This window comes from Aquabacterium olei (genome assembly GCF_003100395.1).
Classification (GTDB): Bacteria; Pseudomonadota; Gammaproteobacteria; order Burkholderiales; family Burkholderiaceae_C; genus Aquabacterium; species Aquabacterium olei.
This window is the reverse complement of the sequence record NZ_CP029210.1, coordinates 108,685-127,475: the sequence shown is the minus strand read 5'-3', so window position 1 is coordinate 127,475 and position 18,791 is coordinate 108,685. Positions and strand designations below refer to the sequence as shown.

The following is an 18,791-nucleotide window of genomic DNA, read 5'->3' as shown; positions in this document are numbered from 1 at the left end:
TCATGGCCGCCGGGTCAGAGGCGCCCGATGCAGCGGGGGGAGCCACAGCGGCACACCAGCCGGCCGCCGTGGTGCGTGGCGCCGTAGCGCGCCGTCAGCTCCTCGCCCGGGGCGATGTCGCGCAGCGCATAGAACGCCACCCGGCCCTGCTGCACCTTCAGCACCATGTTGGGCTCGCAGGCATGGTTGGCGTAGCGCAACGGGTCGGTGGAGGCGGTGGCATCGACCGCCCGGCGCTCCGACACGGCCACCATGAAGATGCGCCCCGTGTCGCGCTCGGCCCGCCGCGCGCGGGCCCGGGCTTCTGCCATGTCGACGAACTCGCCGCGAATCTCGCCGATCTTGGCGCGCGCCGGGATGGCGGCGCCGGCAAACGCCCCCTGGCCGTCGATGGCACTCGGGCCGACGTTCACCGGGTACTTCTGCGGGTCGGCCGGCACGCCGCGTGGCGCCGGCGAAGCAGCAGGGGCAGGCACCTCGGGCGGGGCGGGCGGGATCAGGGGACGCAGGGAGGGCATGCCGCCATTGTCGGCGATCGGCCCGGGCGACGGTTCAGCCCAGGCTGCCCGCCGGGTCGTCCCATTCCAGCACCTGCCAGGCTTCCGGGTCGGCGGTGGCGCCCGGCTCGGCCGGCAGCGTGACGCTGGCCAGGCGGTCATCCAGCCGATGCACGGCACAGGGCAGCGCCTGGTTCTCGAACACCGGCAGCGTCGAACACTGGACCTGCCACGCGGCCCCGTCGAAGGTCCCGAAGCTGATCTCGAAATCGAGCCAGTCGCGCGCCCGTTCGGGCTGGTGCAGCAAGGCCTCCACCAGCGTCATGCCGGGCGGCATGCCCCGGGGCCATCCGGCCTGGCGGGGCCGCGTCCGCATCAGGTAGCGGCCCGCCAGCAGCAGCCGACGCCTGTCGTCCTGCCCGGACACGTCCAGCCCGGCCAGCGCGACGAATCGCCCTCCCGAGTCGGGCAGGCGTTCCCACACTTCGTTGTAATCGGCGTGGATGCCCACCTCCACCAGGCGGTCGGGGCGCTCGAACAGCAGCCAGCCGGAATCGGGATGCAGACTGGGCGGCTGGAAGTCGTGCTCGCGCAGCCAGGTGCAGACCTCGCCCGTGGGCTGGGTCTCGACCCGCGTCACGCCGACAAAGCCCTGCTGCTCGGCCAGCAGCGCCAACTGGGCCGGGGTCTGCTCGGCCAACGGCCGGGCCACGCGGCCCTGGAAGGCGCGCTGCGGCACACGCAGGTCGGCGTGCCAGCGGCTGGTCTGCAGCCAGCGCACCCAGGTGGTGGTGTCGCTGGGCGGCGCACCCACGTGTTCGGCCAGCGTCTCGGTCTGCAACAGCGTGCGCACCCACACGCCCCGCAGGTCCGCGGGCACAGGTCGGGCCTCCGCGCCGGGCATCCGGGCCGCGCGGCTCATCGCGCGGGCTCCGGCGCGCGCGTGCGCATGGAAGCGGTCCGTGACCGGCCTGCCTGTCTCATCCGTGCTCGTCCCTGGCTGCGGTTTGGGTGTTCATGGGGCCGGAGAGGTGCGGCACGCACCGTGCCCGACCTGTCCGTTTCGCCCAGGGGCGACTGTACACACACTTGCCGCCGCAGCCCACCCCGTGTCGGGCGGCCACCCGCCGCCGGGGCGCTGCGTTCAGGCCGGCAGCAAGCCGTCGGCCTGCAGCAGGCTTTCCAGCGCCTGTTCGCGGATGCCGTAGAACGCCTTGATCTCGCGGATCTGGGCGCGCACCTCGTCGTTGGGGCGCGGCTGCGCGCGCTTGACCGCCAGAATCATCTTGTTCTTGTTGGTGTGCTCGAGCGAGATGAACTCGAACACCTGGGTGTCGTAGCCCGCGGCATCGAGCAGCAGGGCGCGCAGGCCGTCGGTCAGCATCTCGGCCTCCTGGCCCAGGTGGATGCCGTGCTGCAGGATGGGCCGCAGCGGGTGCGGGCTCAGCAACTGCGGGCGGATCTGCTTGTGGCAGCACGGCGAGCACAGAATGACCTCTGCGCCGGCGCGGATGCCCAGGTGGATGGCGTAGTCGGTGGCGATGTCGCAGGCGTGCAGGGCGATCACCACGTCGAGGTCGCTCGGGTGGTAGTCGCGCACGTCGCCCTGTTCGTAGGCCATGCCCTGCAAGCCAAGGCGCTGGATCACGCCCTGGCACAGCTTGACCAGGTCGGGCCGCAATTCGACCCCGGTGACGCGCGCCTGGCGCCCCAGCGTGTTCGTCAGCCAGTCGTGCACGGCGAAGGTGAGGTAGCCCTTGCCCGAGCCGAAATCCGCGACGTGCACCGCCGGCTTGTCGGCCAGACGCGATCGGCCCAGCGCCGCGGCAAACACCTCGACGAACTTGTTGATCTGCTTCCACTTGCGCGACATGGCCGGAATCAGATGGCCCTGCGCGTCGGTGACGCCGAGCTCGCGCAGGAAGGGCCGCGAGAGTTCGAGCTGCCGGTGCTTGTCGCGGTTGTGGGCCGCGGAGGCAGCGTGCACCGCCGCACCAGCCGCCCCGCCCGTGGCCGTGGCATCGGGTTCGCCGGCGGCGGTAGCCTCGCCGGGCGCCGCCTTGCCGATGCGCACGCTGGCCTTGCCCTTCTTGCTGAAGGCCAGCTGCACCTCTTCGGATGGCGTGTGCAGGTGGGCATTGCGGAAGGCACCGGCCTGCAACCAGGCCAGGATCGCGTCCACGCCCTCGTTGGCCGGCAGGTTCTTGGTGATGTCCTTGGTGGGATAGCGCCAGACAAAGCTCAGGTGCGGCTCGTCGCGCAGCACCACGGCGCGCACGATGACGCGCTGCAGGGGCTGCCCGGCCGCATCGGCCTCGCCGACGCCGCCCTGGTAGCCCACCAGCACCAGCCGTAGCAGCCGGCCGGCCGCCATCGCCTCGCGCAGCAGGGTCGTGAAGCGGGCCAGATGCGGGGCGTTGAAGGCGGCGAGGTCGGTGTCGGTCATGGCAGGCGGCAAGGTCAGCGCGCGATTGTGCCTGCTTGCCCCCGTGCATGCGACCCCGGTGCGACTGAGCCTGCCGGCGATCACCCCTGGCGGCAGCAGGCCAGCCACGCCCGCGCCGCGTGGCTCATGTAGCGCCCGCGCGCCCACAGATGGGCCACAGCCCACACCATCTCGCGCGCGGGCAGGCGCCGCACGACCAACTCGGGCGCCAGCTGCAGCCGCTCCAGCACCGGCTGCGGCAGGATGGCCGTGCCCATGCCGGCCTGCGCCATCGACAGCAGGAAATCCCACTGGCCGCTTTCGGCCACCACCTGCGGCCGCACCCCCGCCAGGCGCCAGGCATCGTGCAGGTGGCGGTGCAGCGTGAAGCCCTCGCCCGGCATCACCACCGGCTGGCCGTCCAGGCTGGCGAGGCCCGGCCGCTTCAGCCGCGTCCACGCCATGTCGGCCGTGCCCACCAGGCACACCGGGTAGCGGCCCAGCAGTGCCGTCTGCAGGTAGGCCAGTTCGGGCGCGAGCGGCAACGTGCCCACGCCCACTTCCAGCTCGCCGGCCGCGATCATCTGACCGATGACGTCACCGCCCGCCTCCCTCATCTGCAGCGCGATGCCGGGGTGCGCGGCCCGAAAGCGCTGGATGAGCGGCGAGAAGAAGACATTGACCATGGGCGGGATGCCGACCACGAGCGTGCCCCGGCTCAAAGCAGCCAGATCGTCGAGTTCGCGGTGCAGCCCGTGCACCACCGCCAGCGCTTCCTGCCCGCGCGTGAACACCACCTCGCCCACGTCGGTCAGTCGCACGCCGCCGGGCACGCGCCGCAGCAGCGGCTGGCCCACCTCGTCTTCCAGCTGGCGCACCATCTTGCTGACCGTCGACTGCGTGACGTGCAGCGCCTCGGCCGCCTGCGTGAAGCTGTTGCGGCGCACGGTCTCGACGAAGTAGCGCAGGGCGCGCAGATCCATGGGCGGCATTCCTTTCGCGACTGGGGTGCATGAATATTAGTCGCTTTACGCATGGCATGCGCTTTCCGATACTGAGACGACCTCGGCATGCCTGGTTCGCGGCCCGGCCCCCGGGGCACCGACGAACAGGAGACCCCCATGCACCCCGATCGCATCCGCCTGCCCCGGCTGAGGGACAAAGTGATGTCCGCCGAGGAAGCCGCCACCCTCATCCACGACGGCATGACCGTCGGCATGAGCGGCTTCACCCGTGCGGGCGACTGCAAGGCCGTGCCCTTTGCACTGGCCGAGCGCGCGAAGACCCACCCGCTGCAGATCACGCTGATGACCGGCGCCTCACTGGGCCACGATGCCGACAAGGTGCTGAGCGACGCGGGCGTGACGGCCCGCCGCATGCCCTTCCAGGTGGACGCCAGCCTGCGCAAGCGCATCAACGCCGGCGAGGTCATGTTCATGGACCAGCACCTGTCGGAAACGGTGGAGATGCTGCGCAACCGCCAGCTCAAACCGGTGGACATGGCGGTGATCGAAGCCACGTGCATCACGGCCGATGGTGGCATCGTGCCGACCACCTCGGTGGGCAACTCGGCGAGCTTTGCCATCCTGGCTCAGAAAGTGATCGTCGAGATCAACCTGAGCATGCCGCTCGAGCTCGAAGGCCTGCACGACATCTACATCCCGACCTACCGCCCGACCCGCCAGCCCATCCCGCTGGTGTCGGTGGACCAGCGCATCGGTACGCCGGCCATCCCCATCGACCCGGAGAAGATTGCCGCCATCGTCTTCACCAACCGGCCGGACAGCCCCTCGACCGTGCTGCCGCCGGACCTGGAAACGGCGGCGATTGCCGACCACCTCAACGACTTCCTGATGCGCGAGGTCAAGGCCAATCGCCTGAGCGCCGCGCTGCAGCCGCTGCAGGCCGGCATCGGCACGATCGCCAACGCAGTGCTGCACGGCCTGCTCGACTCGCCCTTCCAGGACCTGCGCATGTACTCGGAGGTGCTGCAGGACAGCAGCATCGACCTGCTCGACAGCGGCCGCATGACGTTTGCCTCGGCCTCGTCGATGACGCTGTCGGCCGGCTGCTACGAGCGCGTGATGGCCAACCTCGCGCGCTACAAGTCGCGCCTGGTGCTGCGCCCACAGGAAATCAGCAACCACCCCGAGGTGGTGCGCCGGCTCGGCCTGATCACGATCAACACGGCGCTCGAGTGCGACCTCTACGGCAACGTAAACTCCACGCACGTCAACGGCACGCACATGATGAACGGCATCGGCGGCTCGGGCGACTTTGCCCGCAACGCGCACATGTCGATCTTCGTGACCAAGTCGCTGGCCAAGGGTGGGGACATCTCGAGCATCGTGCCCATGGTCACGCACGTCGACCACACCGAGCACGATGTGGACGTGCTGGTGACCGAGCACGGCCTGGCCGACCTGCGCGGCCTGGCGCCCCGCGAACGCGCGCGCGTGGTGATCGACCAGTGCGTGAGCCCGCTGTACCGTGATGCGCTGAAGGACTACTTCAAGGAAGCCTGCCGCCGCGGGGGCCACACGCCGCATGTGCTGGAAGAGGCCTTTGCCTGGCACACGCGCTTTCGCGAAACGGGCTCGATGCTCAGCCGCGACATGATGCTGGCGGACTGAGCGCCAGCGGCCGCCCGGCCTGGCTCAGGTCGGGCGCGACAGGGCCTTCAGGCCCGCCGCATCGAGGATGTCGACCCGGCCGTAGCCCTTGGCGATGAAGCCTTGGTCGGCCAGCAGGCCGAGCACCTCGTTGACCGTCTGCCGCGTGAGGCCGAGGGTGGCGGCGAACTCTTCCTGGTTGAGCGCCACGGTGCGCAGCGAGGCCTGGGCGGTCAGCATGCCGTGCCCGGTCGACAACTGCAGCAGCCGCTTGGCCACGCGGGCCTGGGTGCCCAGCAGGGCGGCGTCTTCCAGTTCCTCGAACGCGGCGCGCAGTTTCTGCACCGCCAGCGCGGCGAAGTTCTGCCAGTGCTGCGGCTCCCGGGTCAACAAGTTGACCAGATCCGGCAGCGGCACCCAGAGCAGTTCGGTGGCCTCGCGCGCCTCGGTGTCGTGGGTGCGCGGGCCGCCGTCGATCAGCGCCAGCTCGCCAAACCAGTGCGGCGCCGGCACGACGGCCACCAGGTTCTGCCGGCCCGAGCGCGTGACCGAGCCGACATGCACCGAGCCCCGCAGCACGGCATACAGACCGCAGTTCGGCTGCCCCCGGCGGAACAGCACTTCGCCAGCCCGCAGCCGGCGCAGCCGACCGGCATCGAGCAGGGTCTGCTTCAGCGCTTCCGGCAAGCCTGCGAACCATGCATGGCGCTCGAGCAGCGGGCGGTGGGCGCGGGCATCAAAGGCGTTGTCTTGGGACATGCTACTGCTTGGTACTGGTGCGTTCCACTATGCCATGAACGGGGATTCAATACGACAACCGGCAGCCAAGGCCCGGACAAACCCGAGGAATTGGACGCAGAAAACGTCGGCTCACTGACAGACGATGATGGGTGCGGGCGCGGAGCATGGCGGCATGAAAACCCTGACCGACCAGCTTGCCCAGTACGCCGCCTACCACCGGGACCGCCGCAACATCGCGACGCACCTGGTCGGCATCCCGATGATTGTGCTTGCCGTGGCCATCCTGGCGTCGCGGCCGGTGTGGATCCACCTGGATCAGGTGGGGGCGGTGTCGCCCGCCACGTTGCTGGTGGCCGCCACGGTGGCGTATTACCTGCGCCTGCACCTCGGCTATGGCCTGGTGATGGGGGTGCTGCTGGCCGGGGCCCACGTCGTGGGGCAGACCGTGGCCGCGCAAGCAACCGGCATCTGGCTGGGATGGGGGTTGGGCCTGTTCGGGGTGGGCTGGGTGATCCAGTTCATCGGGCACGCTTTCGAAGGGCGCAAGCCGGCCTTCGTGGACGACCTGATCGGCCTGGTGATCGGCCCACTGTTCGTGGTGGCCGAGGTGGGCTTTGCCCTGCACCTGGGCCGCGGGGTGCAGGCCGCGGTGGAAGCCCGCGTCGGGCCCACGCGTGTCGGGCGGCGTACGATGCCATCCTGTCCCTGACGACGCGCCCGTCTGCGGCGCACACGCTTGCCATGTCTGCCGCCGCACCTCTGTCCACGCCTGACCTGTCTGCCCCGTTTGCCGGCCTGGAACCGGCCTTGGTTTGGGCCCACTTCGCCACGCTGTGCCGCATCCCCCGCCCCTCGAAGCACGAGGCGGCGCTGCGTGAGCACCTCATCGACTGGGCCACCGCGCGGGGCCTGTCCAACGAGGTGGACGCGGCGGGCAACCTGCTGATCCGCAAGCCGGCCTCGCCGGGCCACGAGGCGGCGCCGGGCGTGGTGCTGCAGGCCCACCTCGACATGGTCACGCAGAAGAACAGCGACAGCGGGCACGACTTCTTTCAGGACCCGATCGTGCCGGTGCAGCGCGATGGCTGGCTGGTGGCCGAGGGCACGACGCTGGGGGCCGACAACGGCATGGGCGTGGCGATGATGCTGGCGGTGCTGGAAGACGCCACCGCCGTGCACGGGCCGCTGGAAGCGCTGTTCACCGTGGACGAGGAAGCCGGCATGGGCGGTGCCCATGGGCTGGCGGCCGGGGCGCTGGCAGGGCGGTTGATGCTCAACCTCGACACCGAGGAATGGGGCGAGTTCTACCTGGGCTGCGCTGGCGGAGTGGACGTGAACGTGAGCCGCCACGCAGCGCCCCTGCTGCGGCCGGCGCACCTCGCGGTGTTCGACCTGACCCTGCGCGGCCTGCGCGGCGGCCACTCCGGCGTCGACATCCATGAAGAGCGCGGCAACGCCATCAAGCTGCTGGTGCGCGTGCTGCAGGACCTGTGCGCCACCTTGCCGGTGCAGCTGGTGAGCCTGCGCGGTGGCACCGCCCGCAACGCGCTGCCGCGCGAGGCGTTTGCCACGGTGGCCCTGCCGCCAGACCAGGCGGAGGCCCTGCACGCTGCGCTGGCGCGCTGGGCCGGCCTGCTGACCGATGAACTGACGGGCATCGAGTCGGGCCTGAGCCTGACCGCGGAGCCCACACCGGCACCGCTGCCCGGCTACGTGATGGCGCCCGCCGAACAGGCTGTGTGGCTCGCCAGCCTGAACGCCGCCCCGCACGGCGTGCGCCGCATGAGCCGCCAGGTGCCGGGCGTGGTCGAGACCTCCAACAACCTCGGTGTGGTGGGCCTGACGCCCGAAGGCGGGCAGGCGAACTTCATGGTCCGCTCGCTGCGGGACAGCGGCAGCCTGGCGCTGGCCGAAGAGATTGCCAGCCTGTTCAACCTGAGCGGCACCACGGTGCAGATCGACGGGCATTACCCCGGCTGGACGCCGAACCCGGCCTCGCCGCTGCTGGCGCTGTGCCAGCGGGTGTATGCCGCGCGCGAGGGCGCCCCCGCCCGCGTGCAGGTGATCCACGCCGGCCTGGAGTGCGGCATCCTGGCCGCCAAACACCCGGGCATGGACATCGTGTCCTTCGGGCCGACGATCCGCGGGGCGCACGCGCCGGGCGAACGCGTGGACATCGCCTCGGTGGGGCAGTGTCATGCGCTGCTGCTCGCCATCCTGGCCGAGGCCGCCACGCTGCGGGGCTGACATGCCCGACCCGGCCGTCCCCCACCAGGCCGATCTGTTTGGCGCGCCGGCCGATGCCGGGGCACCCGCCCGGCCGGCCCGCATGACGCTGGACGATGGCGTGGTGCTGCTGCCGGGGCACGCACTGGCCAACGAGGCGGCCTTGCTGGCCGGGGTGAACGCCGTTGTGGCCGCAGCCCCCTGGCGCCAGATGCAGACACCCGGCGGCCAGACCATGCAGGTCGCCATGACCAATGCCGGCCCGCTGGGCTGGGTCAGCGACCGGCGCGGCTACCGGTACAGCGCGCAAGACCCCCTGCGCGATGCACCCTGGCCCCCGATGCCGGATGCGTTTCGGGCCCTGGCCCGATCCGCCGCCGCGGCGGCCGGGTTCCCGGGCTTCGAGCCGGATGCCTGCCTGGTGAACCGCTACGTGCCGGGCACGCGCCTGTCACTCCACCAGGACCGCAACGAGCGCGATTTCAGCGCGCCCATCGTGTCGGTCTCGCTCGGTGTGCCGGCCACGTTTCTGCTGGGTGGGCTGGAGCGGGCGGGTGGCACCCAACCCATCCCGCTGTGGCACGGTGATGTGCTGGTGTGGGGTGGCCCCGCCCGGCTGCGCTTTCATGGTGTGCGCCCGATCAAGGCGGCGCACCACCCGGCCTTCGGCCCCGACCGGGTCAACCTCACGTTCCGGCGCGCAGGGTAGCGGCCGGCCCGCCAGGCGGTGTCATCGCGCCGGCGCGTCGATGCCACCGTCGGGCCGAAGCTGCACGGCGCCACTGCGTGCCAGGTTCGCCACCACGTCGCGCGCCACAGCGGCCGCCTCGCGCCCCGCGTAGAGCGCCGCCAGGGCCGGCTGGCGGTCAAACGCGGATCGCACCACCCCCTCCACCGCAGACTGGCTCATCGACTGAGCCTCCATCAGCTTGAACGAGACCAGCACCTTGAGCGCGTACTCGCCGTGCTTCACGGGCTCGTTGCGCAGCCAGTGCAGCCGGGCCTGTGCAGCCTCCAGCGCAGGCTGCACCGCGGTGAAGGGCGCGCCATGGCCCGGAATCACGACGCGCGGCGCGAGATCGGCAATCCGCGCCAGCGTGGCCGCCTGGTCCTCGAAACCCGCCTCGCCCACCAGCTCGGGGAAGATGACGCCGAAGCCCTTCTCCCACAGCGCATCGGCCGACACCAGAATGCCCTGACGGTCGCACCACAGCATCACCATCGCGTCGTCGTGGCCCTGCGCGGGCAGCACGGTCCAGTCCTCGCCCCCCAGGTGCAGGGTGTGGTGGGGGTGCACCAGCGCATCGAAGCGAAAGCGCGGGCACTGCTGGCTGGTGGGGCGGTAGCTCAAGCGATCCTCGTCCCAGGTCGCGGCGGCCTCGCTCTCGCCGGGCGGGATCCAGGTGACGCAATCGTGCCGGGCCTGCAGCGCCGCGTTGCCCCCCGCATGGTCGGAGTGCAGATGGGTGTTCACGATGCGCTTCAACGGCCGGCCGGCCAGCGCCTGGTCGATCAGCCGCAGTGTGTCGTCCACTTCGGTGACGTAGCCGGTGTCTACCACGGTCGCGCCGTCGTCATCGAACAGCAGAATCTGGTTGGATGACAGCCAGCCGCGTTCGAGCACGCGGAGGGAAGGGGGCAGGGGCACGGCGTTCAAGGGCATGGGGCGATGATGCGACGTCGCACTCCGACTGCGGGCTGGGGAATGCCGTGGTTGACAGCACAGCAGGGCCGAAAAAAAGGCCCGCACCCTCGCGGGCGCAGGCCTCTCAAGGAACCAACCGGTTCACGCTGTCATCGTTCAACCCTGGCGGATCAGGTGGTCGAAGGCGCTCAATGCCGCCGTCGCACCGGCCCCGGCCGCGATCACGATCTGCTTGTACGGCACCGTGGTGCAGTCGCCGGCCGCGAACACGCCCGGCACGTTGGTGTGGCCCTTGGCGTCGACGATGATCTCGCCGAACTTGCTCAACTCGACCGTGCCGCGCAGGAACTCGGTGTTGGGCACCAGGCCGATCTGCACGAACACGCCTTCCAGCGGCACCGTGTGCTCTTCACCGGTCGCGCGGTCCTTGTACTTCAGGCCATTGACCTTGCCCTCTGCGCCGGTGATCTCGGTGGTCTGCGCGTTGGTGTGGATGGTCACGTTCGGCAGGCTCTTGAGCTTGTTGACCAGCACGGCGTCGGCCTTGAGCGTGTCGGCAAACTCGATCAGCGTCACGTGGGCCACGATGCCCGCCAGGTCGATGGCGGCCTCGACACCCGAGTTGCCGCCGCCGATGACGGCCGTGCGCTTGCCCTTGAACAGCGGGCCATCGCAGTGCGGGCAGTAGGCCACGCCCTTGTTCTTGTACTCGGCTTCGCCGGGCACGTTCACGTTGCGCCAACGGGCACCGGTCGACAGGATCACGGTCTTGGCCTTGAGCGTGCCGCCGTTTTCCATCTTCACCTGAATCAGGTCACCGGGCTTCGCAGCCGGGATGATCTGCGCGGCCTTCTGCAGGTTCATGATGTCGACGTCGTACGCCTTGGCGTGGGCTTCCAGCGCGGCAGCCAGCTTCGGCCCGTCGGTTTCCAGCACCGAGATGTAGTTCTCGATGGCCAGCGTGTCGTTCACCTGCCCGCCAAACCGTTCGGCGGCGATGCCGGTGCGGATGCCCTTGCGGGCTGCGTACACACCCGCGGCTGCACCGGCAGGGCCACCGCCCACGATCAGCACGTCGTACGGCGCCTTGGCGTCGATCTTGGCGGCTTCCTTGGCAGACGAGTTGGTGTCGAGCTTGGCCACGATCTCGGCCACCGACATCTTGCCCGAGGCAAACACCTGGCCGTTGAGGAACACCATGGGCACCGCCATGATCTCGCGCTTCTCGACCTCTTCCTGGAAGGCGCCGCCTTCGATGACCGTGGTCTTGACCTTCGGGTTCAGGATGGCCATGAGCGACAGCGCCTGCACCACGTCCGGGCAGTTGTGGCAGCTCAGGGACATGTAGACCTCGAAGTTGAAGTCGCCGTCCAGGGCGCGGATGTTGTCCAGCGTCTCGGCTTCTTCCTTCGGGGGGTGACCGCCCGTCCACAGCAGCGCCAGCACCAGCGAGGTGAACTCGTGGCCCAGCGGCAGGCCGGCAAAGCGCAGGCTGGTGTCGCTGCCGGCACGCTGCAGCGTGAACGAAGGCTTGCGGGCGTCCTGCCCGTCGGTCTTCAGGGTGATCTTGTCGGCGCGCAGACCTTGGATCGTCTGCAGCAGCTCGAGCATCTCGCGCGAGTTTTCACTGTCGCTCAGGGAGGCCACGATCTCGAAGGGCTGTTGCACGCGCTCCAGGTAGGCGCCGAGTTGGGCTTTGAGGCTGTCGTCCAGCATGGTGGTCATCCTTTTCTGAGTGAATTCGGTGTCAAGCGACTGTGAAAACCGGCCTCCTGTACTGCGTCAAGGGTTGGGGCCAGCGAGCAGGCTGCACTGCCCCACCCCGGCCGGCTTCGTGGGCCCGCAGGGTAGGCAGTGTCAGCGGTGTGGGAAGGGCGCGCCTTCTCACAGGTCAAACAACAGGGGTGTCTGACGTCAGGTCGATCAGATCTTGCCGACCAGGTCCAGCGACGGAGCCAGGGTCTTGGCGCCTTCCTTCCACTTGGCCGGGCAGACCTGGCCGGGGTTGGCGGCGGTGTACTGGGCAGCCTTCAGCTTGCGCAGGGTTTCCGACACGTCGCGGGCGATCTCGTTCGAGTGGATTTCGACGGTCTTGATGACGCCGTCCGGGTTCACCACGAAGGTGCCGCGCAGGGCCAGGCCTTCTTCGGGGATGTGCACGCCGAAGGCGTTGGTCAGCGTGTGGGTGGGGTCGCCCACCAGCGGGAACTTGGCCTTGCCGACGGCCGGCGAGGTTTCGTGCCACACCTTGTGCGAGAAGTGGGTGTCGGTCGTGACGATGTAGACCTCGGCGCCCGCGGCCTGGAAGGCGGCGTAGTTGTCGGCGGCGTCTTCGATCTCGGTCGGGCAGTTGAAGGTGAAGGCTGCCGGCATGAAGATCAGAACCGACCACTTGCCCTTCAGGCTTTCTTCGGTGACTTCGATGAACTCACCCTTGCCGCCACGGTTGACGAAAGCTTGGGTCTTGAACGGCTGGACTTGCGTGTTGATCAGGCTCATGACTGGGTTCCTTGGTTTGGGTTGTGATGAACAACGAAGTGAATCTTAGGCCAGCCCGGCCCATAAAGCGAATTGATTGAACAAATTCACCTCATTGCCAACAGCTATCAGGCTGGGCATTTCACTTGCCGCAAACGGCCAGGGTGCGCCCCGTCGGACACGAGGCGGTGACGTCGTCATGAGTGAGCGCTAACTTCCTCCTCAACGTACGTAGAACGTGGTGCCGGTGACCGGTCGCTCGGCCAGAGGGTTGACCGCGAAGGTGGCCACGGAGGGGCTGACGGTCTTGCCCACGGCCTTCACCGCGACCGTGATCGACGGGGTGGCGTTGGGCACGCGACACACGTAGAGCCCCGTGGTGCCCGTCGTGCAGGTGACGCCCGGCGTGCTGGTGCTGATGGTGGTGGCCCCGGTGTACGCCGCGCCCGTGGCGGTGCGCAGCGCGCCGGCCACCATGGTCGCGCCGGTCACGGCCACGTCGGCATTCGCCGGCTTGCCCAGCGCCGCCACGACCGACTTGGTCTGCAGCACGGTGGCCACGACGTTTTCCGTGTCGGTGCCGCAGGCCGTGCCGGTGCTCGTGCACTGGAGTTGGGGCGACGAGAACAGCGCCACCCGCGGCGAGATGTAGGACATGACCGTGCCGTAGCTGCCGCTCACACCCTTGCCGTAGCTGTACGGGAACACGCCCGAGGTGCTGGAGTTGGCCTTGTCGTGCAGGGCGCCCAGGTTGTGGCCCAGCTCATGCGGGAAGCTCAACAGCGAGCAGTAACTGCTGGTGGTCTGGCCGTCGTTGAGCGCCGAGTACATCAGCGTGGGGGCCTGCGTGCGGTAGGCTGCCAGCCCCTGCGAGCCGGATGCCGGCACATAGGCCACGCCGCACGTGCTGGAGGCCGCGGTGGTGGTGTTGAACGGGGCGTAGAAGCTGACCATGGCGGCGCCCACGCTGGCCTTCAGCGTCCCGATGCCGGCAAAGGCGCCGCTGCCCGCCCGCAGCGCCGACAGCACGGTCTGCGGCGTGGCGTCGGCCTGGTTCACCAGCTTCCAGCCGACCACCTTGAAGCGCACGCCCGTGCCGCTGTTGCCATAGGCCGCGTTGGCCACCTGCACGATGTTGGACAGCCGTGTGCGCGCCGCGGCTTCGGTGCCCCACTGCCTGACGAAGCTGGGGCTGTAGGTCATCAACAGCGTGAGCGTGGTGTCCACCGTGCCGGCTGCCAGCGGCACGAAGGCCGCGGAGCCCGTGGTCGTGGTGCTGCCCGCCACCGTGGTGGTCTTCGTTGTGGTCTTCGTTGTGGTGGTGCGGGTCGACTGTGCGGCCGCCACGGTGGCGCCGGCCTCGTCGGTGACCGGGATGTGGTCCTCCCCCTGGGGCTGGGCCAGCCCGGCGGCCTGCGGGTCGAGCATCAGCGTGCGGCCCTGGCGGGTCACCAGCTGGTATTCGCCCTGGGGCGTGAAGACGGCGGCAAACACGGCATCGCTGCCCACCGTGATGACGGTGGGACTGCCGCGGCCTTCCAGTCGGCTGATGGCCTGGATCTGCAGATGGCCATGGGCATCCAGGCCGGCGGCGGTCACGATGGCCACCTCGGTGCGGCCGTCGGGCAGGGGCAGCGCGATCTCGCTGCCCACGGTGGCGTCCACCAGGGCCGCCACGTTCTCGTGGACCACGCGGGTGCCCTTGTCCAGACGCTCGCCCAGGCGCCAGGCCTGGCCGCTGATCCGGGCTGCCTCGCGGGCCGCCACCAGGCGCCGGTCGGCCTCCTGCCGGAAGCTCACGAGCTGGCCCTGGTGGCGCAGCGCGCCCACCAGTCGGCCGTTGGGGAAGGCCTGCAGCACGACGCGGTCGCGCTCGTGGCCCGCCAGGTGGCCGTGCCAGTAGCGCAGCCCGCCGCGGCCGGCGGTGGTGTGCTCGAAGACGACGCTGTGGCGCCCCGCCACTGGGAAATCGATGCTCACCACCTCGCCGGGCTGCATGGCCATCAGCCGGGCTGGCGCGAGCGCGGTCTGGGCCTGCAGCGTCATGCCGACCGCAGGCGACGGCGGGGCGGTGGCCAGCGCCGGAGCGCCGGCCAGGCCGAGCGCCAGCCAGGCGGCCACGGGGGTCAGGGTGAAGAAATCCGGTTTCTGCCAGCGCATCGGCGCCCTCCTGGTGTGACGGCAACCTCGTGGGGCGGCGCCGCTGGAGGCGCCTTCATCAGGTGGGTTGCCTTGTTCGCTCCAGCATAGAACCGCCTCCCGCCCGCCCCGTGTGACGCCCGTCACGCAGGCGCCGCCTCCGTGCGCCCGCCGGCGCGAATCGGCAGACAAATAGGCAGGTTTTCACAACCTTTTGTCTGGCCGTGACGGATGCCGCTGTTCGGGGCTTCTGTCAGACAAATTCCTACACGCCGTGTAGCCGCACGCCGACCGGCCTTACAGCCGCGCGCCTATCAAGAAAACTGGCCGTTGTTTGCACAATGACTCCATCGACAACGCAGTTCCGCACTGCACCGCACAGCAAGAACTCGGAGCACACCATGACCAACGAACAGATCCTGAACGAAATCCGCGAAACCAACCTCTCGTACCTGATGCTGGCTCAGAACCTGATCCGCACGGACCGCGAGCAGGCGCTGTTCCGCCTGGGTCTGTCGGAAGAAGCGGCCGACCGCCTGGCCTCGCTCACCCCGGCTCAGGTGCTGAAGATCGCTTCGGGCAACACCCTGGTGTGCCGCATGCGGGTCGACGACGACCTCGTGTGGAACCTGCTGACCAACCACGGCAAGGGCGCGGCCAACGATGCCGTCAGCCGCCTGCACGCTTCCATCCTGATGGCCGGCCGCCACCAGGAAGCCGCCTGATCTTCAGGCCGCCTGATCCGGATCCCGCCGTTTTCGCCCTACCGAGAGAGACCACCATGCGCACCAAGAGCCTGTTGACCGAAGCCAAGCAAATCGAGCGCGCCGTCACCCTGATCAACCTGGGTGCCCGCCTGCAAGTGCTGGAGTCGGAAACCGACATGTCTTACGAGCGCCTGCTGCGCCTCTACAAGGAAGTCTCGGGCAAGTCGCCGTCGAAAGGTCAGCTCCCCTTCTCGACCGACTGGTTCATGACCTGGCAGCCGAACATCCACGCCAGCCTGTTCATGAACATCCACGAGTACCTGAACAAGGCCGCGGAAATGGACGAGATCGACGTGGTGATCAAGGCCTACCAGCTCTATCTGGAACAGACCGCCACCCAGAACCTCGAGCCGCTGCTGTCTGTGACGCGCGCCTGGCGTCTGGTGAAATTCGTCGACAACGGCATGCTGACGATGACCAAGTGCTCCAAGTGTGGCGGCCACTTCGTCACCCACCCGCACGAGATCTCGCGTCACTTCGTGTGTGGCATGTGCAACCCGCCCGCCCGCGCCGGCAAGGGCAAGGCCGCTGGCGGCATCCAGATGCACTGATTTCCGGGGGCGGATGCCCTCACCCCGGCGCGGCGCCGGTTCACGCCGCATCGCAGTGGTTGTACCGGTTGTACCCGTTGTTCCAGTTGTATCCCGCCCGACCGGCCTGGTCGTCAAGTCCCTGCTCCCGTCAGGCGGACTCTTTCTGTTTCATGCTTGTCTCCTCCTAGCAGCACGGCAGTCTTGTGCTTTCGATGCGGGTCCCTCGGGACCCGCTTTTTTTTTGCTCCGCCCGTCCGTGCGATCGCGCGTGCTCCATGACGAGACACGGCGGCGCACCTGTGTCACCGCTGTCACACGGGCTCCTGAAAATCATGAGCGGCGCCGCGGGTCTCCCCGAAAGCCGGCCGGTGCGCGGCGCGTGCTTGCCCCGATGACACGCTGCCGGGGCCCTGGCACGGTGTCTGCACGCGGACACTGTCCGCACCCGGTCCGACCGGCGCACGCTGCCACCACAACGAGATCATGAGACACCACATCGCCCCCCGCCGCCTCCCCGCCTCGCCCCGACTGAGCCCGCTGGCCTGGGCCACGCTGGCCACCTGCGCCGGCCTTCTGCACACCGGGGCCGCCCGGGCAGCCGAAACGTCCGAAGCGGCCTCCGAAGTCGATCCGGTGGTGGTCAGCGCCAGCACCCGCGCCACCCGCCTGCAGGATGCCCCGTTCGCGGCCAGCGTGGTCGACAGCCGCACCCTGCGCGCGGCCGGGCCCATGGTCAACCTGTCGGAAGCGATGGCCCGCGTACCGGGCCTGGTGGTCAACAACCGCAACAACTACGCGCAGGATCTGCAGATCAGCTCGCGCGGCTTCGGCGCCCGCGCCACCTTCGGCGTGCGCGGCCTGCGGCTCTACACCGACGGCATCCCGGCCACCATGCCCGACGGGCAGGGGCAGGTCGGCCACTTCGATCTGGCCAGCGCGCAGCGCATCGAGGTCATCCGCGGCCCGTTCTCGGCGCTGTACGGCAATGCGGCCGGCGGCGTGATCTCGCTGGTGAGCCAGCCCATCACCGAGCGCTTCTTCGAAAGCAGCCTGGATGTGGGCAGCAACGCGCTGTACCAGGTCCGTGTGGCCGGTGGTGCCCCGATCAGCGAGACGCTGTCGATGTCGGCCAGTGCCTCGAGCCTGCACACCGATGGCCCGCGCGACCGCAGCGCCGCAGACCGACACCTGGGCAACGTCAAGGCCGAATGGCGTCTGCCGCATGACCGCATCGTGGCGCAGTTGAGCCACCACGTGCAGCAGGCGCAGGATCCGCTGGGGCTGGAGCGCAAGGACTTCGACGCAGACCCCGATCGGGTTGCCCCCGAAGCGCGACAGTACAACACGCGCAAGAACCTCAACCAGACGCAGATCGGCACGAGCTGGCAGCACCGCTTCACGCAGGCGGGCGCCCTGCAGGAAAGCCAGCTGGTGGCCTACGCCGGCCGGCGAACGGTGACGCAGTACCAGAGCATCCCTTATGACCGTCAGCCCGCGACCCATAGCGGCGGCGTCGTCGACTTCGATCGCGACTACATGGGCCTGGACGGGCGCCTGAACTGGCGCTGGACAAATGTCGATCTGGTCACCGGCGTGAACTTGGAGGACCAGTACGACAACCGTCGCGGCTACCTCAACTATCTCGGCCCCAGCACCGGCCCGACACAGCTCGGCGTCAAGGGCACTCAACGCCGGGACGAAACCAACGCCGCACGCACCCGGGAAGCCTATGTACAGGCCGAATGGAGCTTCGCGCCCGATTGGGCTGCGACGGCCGGGCTCCGCTCCGGACAGGTGTTGCTGGTGAGTAAGGACAGCTATCTCAGCAATGGCAACGACACAGGCACCATGCGGTACGACTACAACACACCCGTACTGGGTCTGCGTTGGAAAGCAGCATCCTCGTGGACGCTGCACGCGGGCGTCGGTCGCGGCTTCGAGTCACCCACGCTCGGTGAGCTCGCTTACCGCACCAGTGAAGGCGGCGGCTTCAACACAGCGCTGAAGCCCCAAACCAGCCGCCATGCCGAAATCGGTAGCAAGTGGCGCCCGACGCCCGGCACGGCCCTCGACGCAACCCTTTTTGTAGTCAACACGAGCAACGAGATCGGCGTGCTCAGCAGCGTGGGCGGACGGTCTTCCTTTCAAAACGTGGGCCACACGCAGCGCAAGGGGCTGGAGCTAAGCGGCCAGTGGCGTCTGACCCCTCAGTGGCGTACCGCCGCAGCCTTCACCTGGCTCGATGCAAGCTACCAAGACAATTTCCTGACCTGCGAAGGCTCGCGTTGCACTCAGGCGAACGTGCCCGTGGCCGCCGGCAACCGCATTGCCGGCACGCAGAAGCAGAACGCCTTTGCCGAGCTGGTGTGGCAGCCGAAGCGCGGCATGGAAGCCGGCCTGGAATGGCAGGCCCGCAGCCGCACCGCCGTCAACGACCGCAACAGCGACTTCGCGGCCGGCTGGGGCATCGTCAACGTGCGCTGGCTCCAGCGCTTCCAGCTTGACGCGAAGGGCAGCGCCATCGAGGTGCTGGCCCGGGTCGACAACGTGGGCGACAAGCGCTACGCCGGCAGCGTCATCGTCAACGATGGCAACGGCCGCTTCTTCGAGACCGCTGCGGGCCGCAACGCCCTGGTGTCCGTGCGCTACCTGCACGGCTTCTGACACCGGTGAAAAAAACGGCGCCATCAGGCGCCGTGGAGGGCCGGGGTGCTGAATCCCGGCGTCG

Annotated in this window: 16 protein-coding genes; 7 read left to right on the top strand and 9 right to left on the bottom strand. The window is 69.0% G+C overall.

Annotation, left to right across the window (positions count from 1 at the left end):
• Nucleotides 1–14: 14 nt before the first annotated feature.
• The 4 genes from DEH84_RS00520 to DEH84_RS00505 all read right to left on the bottom strand — a co-directional run bounded on the left by DEH84_RS00520 (nucleotide 15) and on the right by DEH84_RS00505 (nucleotide 3,905).
• The gene (locus DEH84_RS00520) at nucleotides 15–518 is read right to left on the bottom strand and encodes an SET domain-containing protein (RefSeq protein ID WP_109033814.1); all 504 of its coding nucleotides are present in this window, start codon (nucleotides 516–518) and stop codon (nucleotides 15–17) included.
• A 34-nt stretch (nucleotides 519–552) separates the two neighbouring features.
• Nucleotides 553–1,419, bottom strand: coding sequence for a hypothetical protein (locus DEH84_RS00515; RefSeq protein ID WP_109033813.1), 867 nt, complete (start codon nucleotides 1,417–1,419; stop codon nucleotides 553–555).
• 222 nt (nucleotides 1,420–1,641) lie between these two features.
• Nucleotides 1,642–2,943, bottom strand: a complete 1,302-nt coding sequence (locus tag DEH84_RS00510) for a class I SAM-dependent methyltransferase (protein WP_109033812.1) — start codon at nucleotides 2,941–2,943, stop codon at nucleotides 1,642–1,644.
• Between the two features lie 80 nt (nucleotides 2,944–3,023).
• The gene (locus tag DEH84_RS00505) at nucleotides 3,024–3,905 is read right to left on the bottom strand and encodes a LysR family transcriptional regulator (protein ID WP_109033811.1); all 882 of its coding nucleotides are present in this window, start codon (nucleotides 3,903–3,905) and stop codon (nucleotides 3,024–3,026) included.
• A gap of 138 nt (nucleotides 3,906–4,043) precedes the next feature.
• Between DEH84_RS00505 and scpC the strand changes: the two genes are divergently transcribed.
• Complete coding sequence (gene scpC / locus DEH84_RS00500) at nucleotides 4,044–5,555, top strand: succinyl-CoA:acetate CoA-transferase ScpC (RefSeq protein ID WP_109033810.1); 1,512 nt, start codon at nucleotides 4,044–4,046, stop codon at nucleotides 5,553–5,555.
• 24 nt (nucleotides 5,556–5,579) lie between these two features.
• Here scpC and DEH84_RS00495 read toward each other — a convergent pair whose 3' ends face one another.
• A complete protein-coding gene (locus tag DEH84_RS00495; protein ID WP_109033809.1) occupies nucleotides 5,580–6,293 on the bottom strand; it encodes a Crp/Fnr family transcriptional regulator in 714 nt (237 codons plus the stop codon).
• Nucleotides 6,294–6,447: 154 nt separating this feature from the next.
• Here DEH84_RS00495 and DEH84_RS00490 point away from each other — a divergent pair, with 154 nt between their 5' ends.
• From DEH84_RS00490 to alkB, 3 genes are read left to right on the top strand one after another with little or no spacing between them, the layout of a single operon-like run.
• Nucleotides 6,448–6,984, top strand: coding sequence for an Mpo1 family 2-hydroxy fatty acid dioxygenase (locus DEH84_RS00490; protein ID WP_109038128.1), 537 nt, complete (start codon nucleotides 6,448–6,450; stop codon nucleotides 6,982–6,984).
• 32 nt (nucleotides 6,985–7,016) lie between these two features.
• Entirely contained in the window at nucleotides 7,017–8,522 is a 1,506-nt protein-coding gene (locus DEH84_RS00485; RefSeq protein WP_109033808.1) for an aminoacyl-histidine dipeptidase, read from the top strand.
• A 1-nt stretch (nucleotide 8,523) separates the two neighbouring features.
• Nucleotides 8,524–9,210 carry a DNA oxidative demethylase AlkB gene (alkB, locus tag DEH84_RS00480; RefSeq protein ID WP_109033807.1) on the top strand — a complete coding sequence of 229 codons (687 nt, stop codon included), beginning with the start codon at nucleotides 8,524–8,526 and terminating at the stop codon, nucleotides 9,208–9,210.
• A 21-nt stretch (nucleotides 9,211–9,231) separates the two neighbouring features.
• On the opposite strand, the gene DEH84_RS00475 is transcribed toward alkB, so the two are convergent.
• From DEH84_RS00475 to DEH84_RS00460, 4 genes are all read right to left on the bottom strand, one after another.
• Nucleotides 9,232–10,164, bottom strand: coding sequence for an MBL fold metallo-hydrolase (locus DEH84_RS00475; protein ID WP_109033806.1), 933 nt, complete (start codon nucleotides 10,162–10,164; stop codon nucleotides 9,232–9,234).
• 138 nt (nucleotides 10,165–10,302) lie between these two features.
• Nucleotides 10,303–11,862, bottom strand: coding sequence for an alkyl hydroperoxide reductase subunit F (gene ahpF / locus DEH84_RS00470; protein ID WP_109038127.1), 1,560 nt, complete (start codon nucleotides 11,860–11,862; stop codon nucleotides 10,303–10,305).
• A gap of 207 nt (nucleotides 11,863–12,069) precedes the next feature.
• Complete coding sequence (gene ahpC / locus DEH84_RS00465; protein WP_109033805.1) at nucleotides 12,070–12,645, bottom strand: alkyl hydroperoxide reductase subunit C; 576 nt, start codon at nucleotides 12,643–12,645, stop codon at nucleotides 12,070–12,072.
• Between the two features lie 201 nt (nucleotides 12,646–12,846).
• Entirely contained in the window at nucleotides 12,847–14,784 is a 1,938-nt protein-coding gene (locus tag DEH84_RS00460) for a reprolysin-like metallopeptidase (protein WP_109033804.1), read from the bottom strand.
• A gap of 380 nt (nucleotides 14,785–15,164) precedes the next feature.
• Here DEH84_RS00460 and flhD point away from each other — a divergent pair, with 380 nt between their 5' ends.
• The 3 genes from flhD (at nucleotide 15,165) to DEH84_RS00445 (ending at nucleotide 18,727) form a co-directional block, all read left to right on the top strand.
• Nucleotides 15,165–15,488 (top strand): flagellar transcriptional regulator FlhD, encoded by a 324-nt coding sequence (flhD, locus tag DEH84_RS00455; protein ID WP_109033803.1) that lies wholly within the window; start codon nucleotides 15,165–15,167, stop codon nucleotides 15,486–15,488.
• 56 nt (nucleotides 15,489–15,544) lie between these two features.
• Nucleotides 15,545–16,081: a flagellar transcriptional regulator FlhC gene (gene flhC, locus DEH84_RS00450; RefSeq protein WP_109033802.1), complete on the top strand. Its 537-nt coding sequence runs from the start codon at nucleotides 15,545–15,547 to the stop codon at nucleotides 16,079–16,081.
• A gap of 465 nt (nucleotides 16,082–16,546) precedes the next feature.
• Nucleotides 16,547–18,727: a TonB-dependent receptor family protein gene (locus tag DEH84_RS00445; RefSeq protein ID WP_109033801.1), complete on the top strand. Its 2,181-nt coding sequence runs from the start codon at nucleotides 16,547–16,549 to the stop codon at nucleotides 18,725–18,727.
• Nucleotides 18,728–18,791 lie beyond the last annotated feature (64 nt).

Coding starts and splice junctions, on each gene's coding strand:
- DEH84_RS00460 (WP_109033804.1), bottom strand. CDS start 14,784: ATGCGCTGGCAGAAACCGGATTTCTTCACCCTGACCCCCGTGGCCGCC.
- ahpC (WP_109033805.1), bottom strand. CDS start 12,645: ATGAGCCTGATCAACACGCAAGTCCAGCCGTTCAAGACCCAAGCTTTC.
- DEH84_RS00490 (WP_109038128.1), top strand. CDS start 6,448: ATGAAAACCCTGACCGACCAGCTTGCCCAGTACGCCGCCTACCACCGG.
- DEH84_RS00485 (WP_109033808.1), top strand. CDS start 7,017: ATGTCTGCCGCCGCACCTCTGTCCACGCCTGACCTGTCTGCCCCGTTT.
- flhC (WP_109033802.1), top strand. CDS start 15,545: ATGCGCACCAAGAGCCTGTTGACCGAAGCCAAGCAAATCGAGCGCGCC.
- flhD (WP_109033803.1), top strand. CDS start 15,165: ATGACCAACGAACAGATCCTGAACGAAATCCGCGAAACCAACCTCTCG.
- DEH84_RS00515 (WP_109033813.1), bottom strand. CDS start 1,419: ATGAGCCGCGCGGCCCGGATGCCCGGCGCGGAGGCCCGACCTGTGCCC.
- DEH84_RS00520 (WP_109033814.1), bottom strand. CDS start 518: ATGCCCTCCCTGCGTCCCCTGATCCCGCCCGCCCCGCCCGAGGTGCCT.
- DEH84_RS00445 (WP_109033801.1), top strand. CDS start 16,547: ATGAGACACCACATCGCCCCCCGCCGCCTCCCCGCCTCGCCCCGACTG.
- ahpF (WP_109038127.1), bottom strand. CDS start 11,862: ATGCTGGACGACAGCCTCAAAGCCCAACTCGGCGCCTACCTGGAGCGC.
- DEH84_RS00475 (WP_109033806.1), bottom strand. CDS start 10,164: ATGCCCTTGAACGCCGTGCCCCTGCCCCCTTCCCTCCGCGTGCTCGAA.
- scpC (WP_109033810.1), top strand. CDS start 4,044: ATGCACCCCGATCGCATCCGCCTGCCCCGGCTGAGGGACAAAGTGATG.
- DEH84_RS00495 (WP_109033809.1), bottom strand. CDS start 6,293: ATGTCCCAAGACAACGCCTTTGATGCCCGCGCCCACCGCCCGCTGCTC.
- alkB (WP_109033807.1), top strand. CDS start 8,524: ATGCCCGACCCGGCCGTCCCCCACCAGGCCGATCTGTTTGGCGCGCCG.
- DEH84_RS00510 (WP_109033812.1), bottom strand. CDS start 2,943: ATGACCGACACCGACCTCGCCGCCTTCAACGCCCCGCATCTGGCCCGC.
- DEH84_RS00505 (WP_109033811.1), bottom strand. CDS start 3,905: ATGGATCTGCGCGCCCTGCGCTACTTCGTCGAGACCGTGCGCCGCAAC.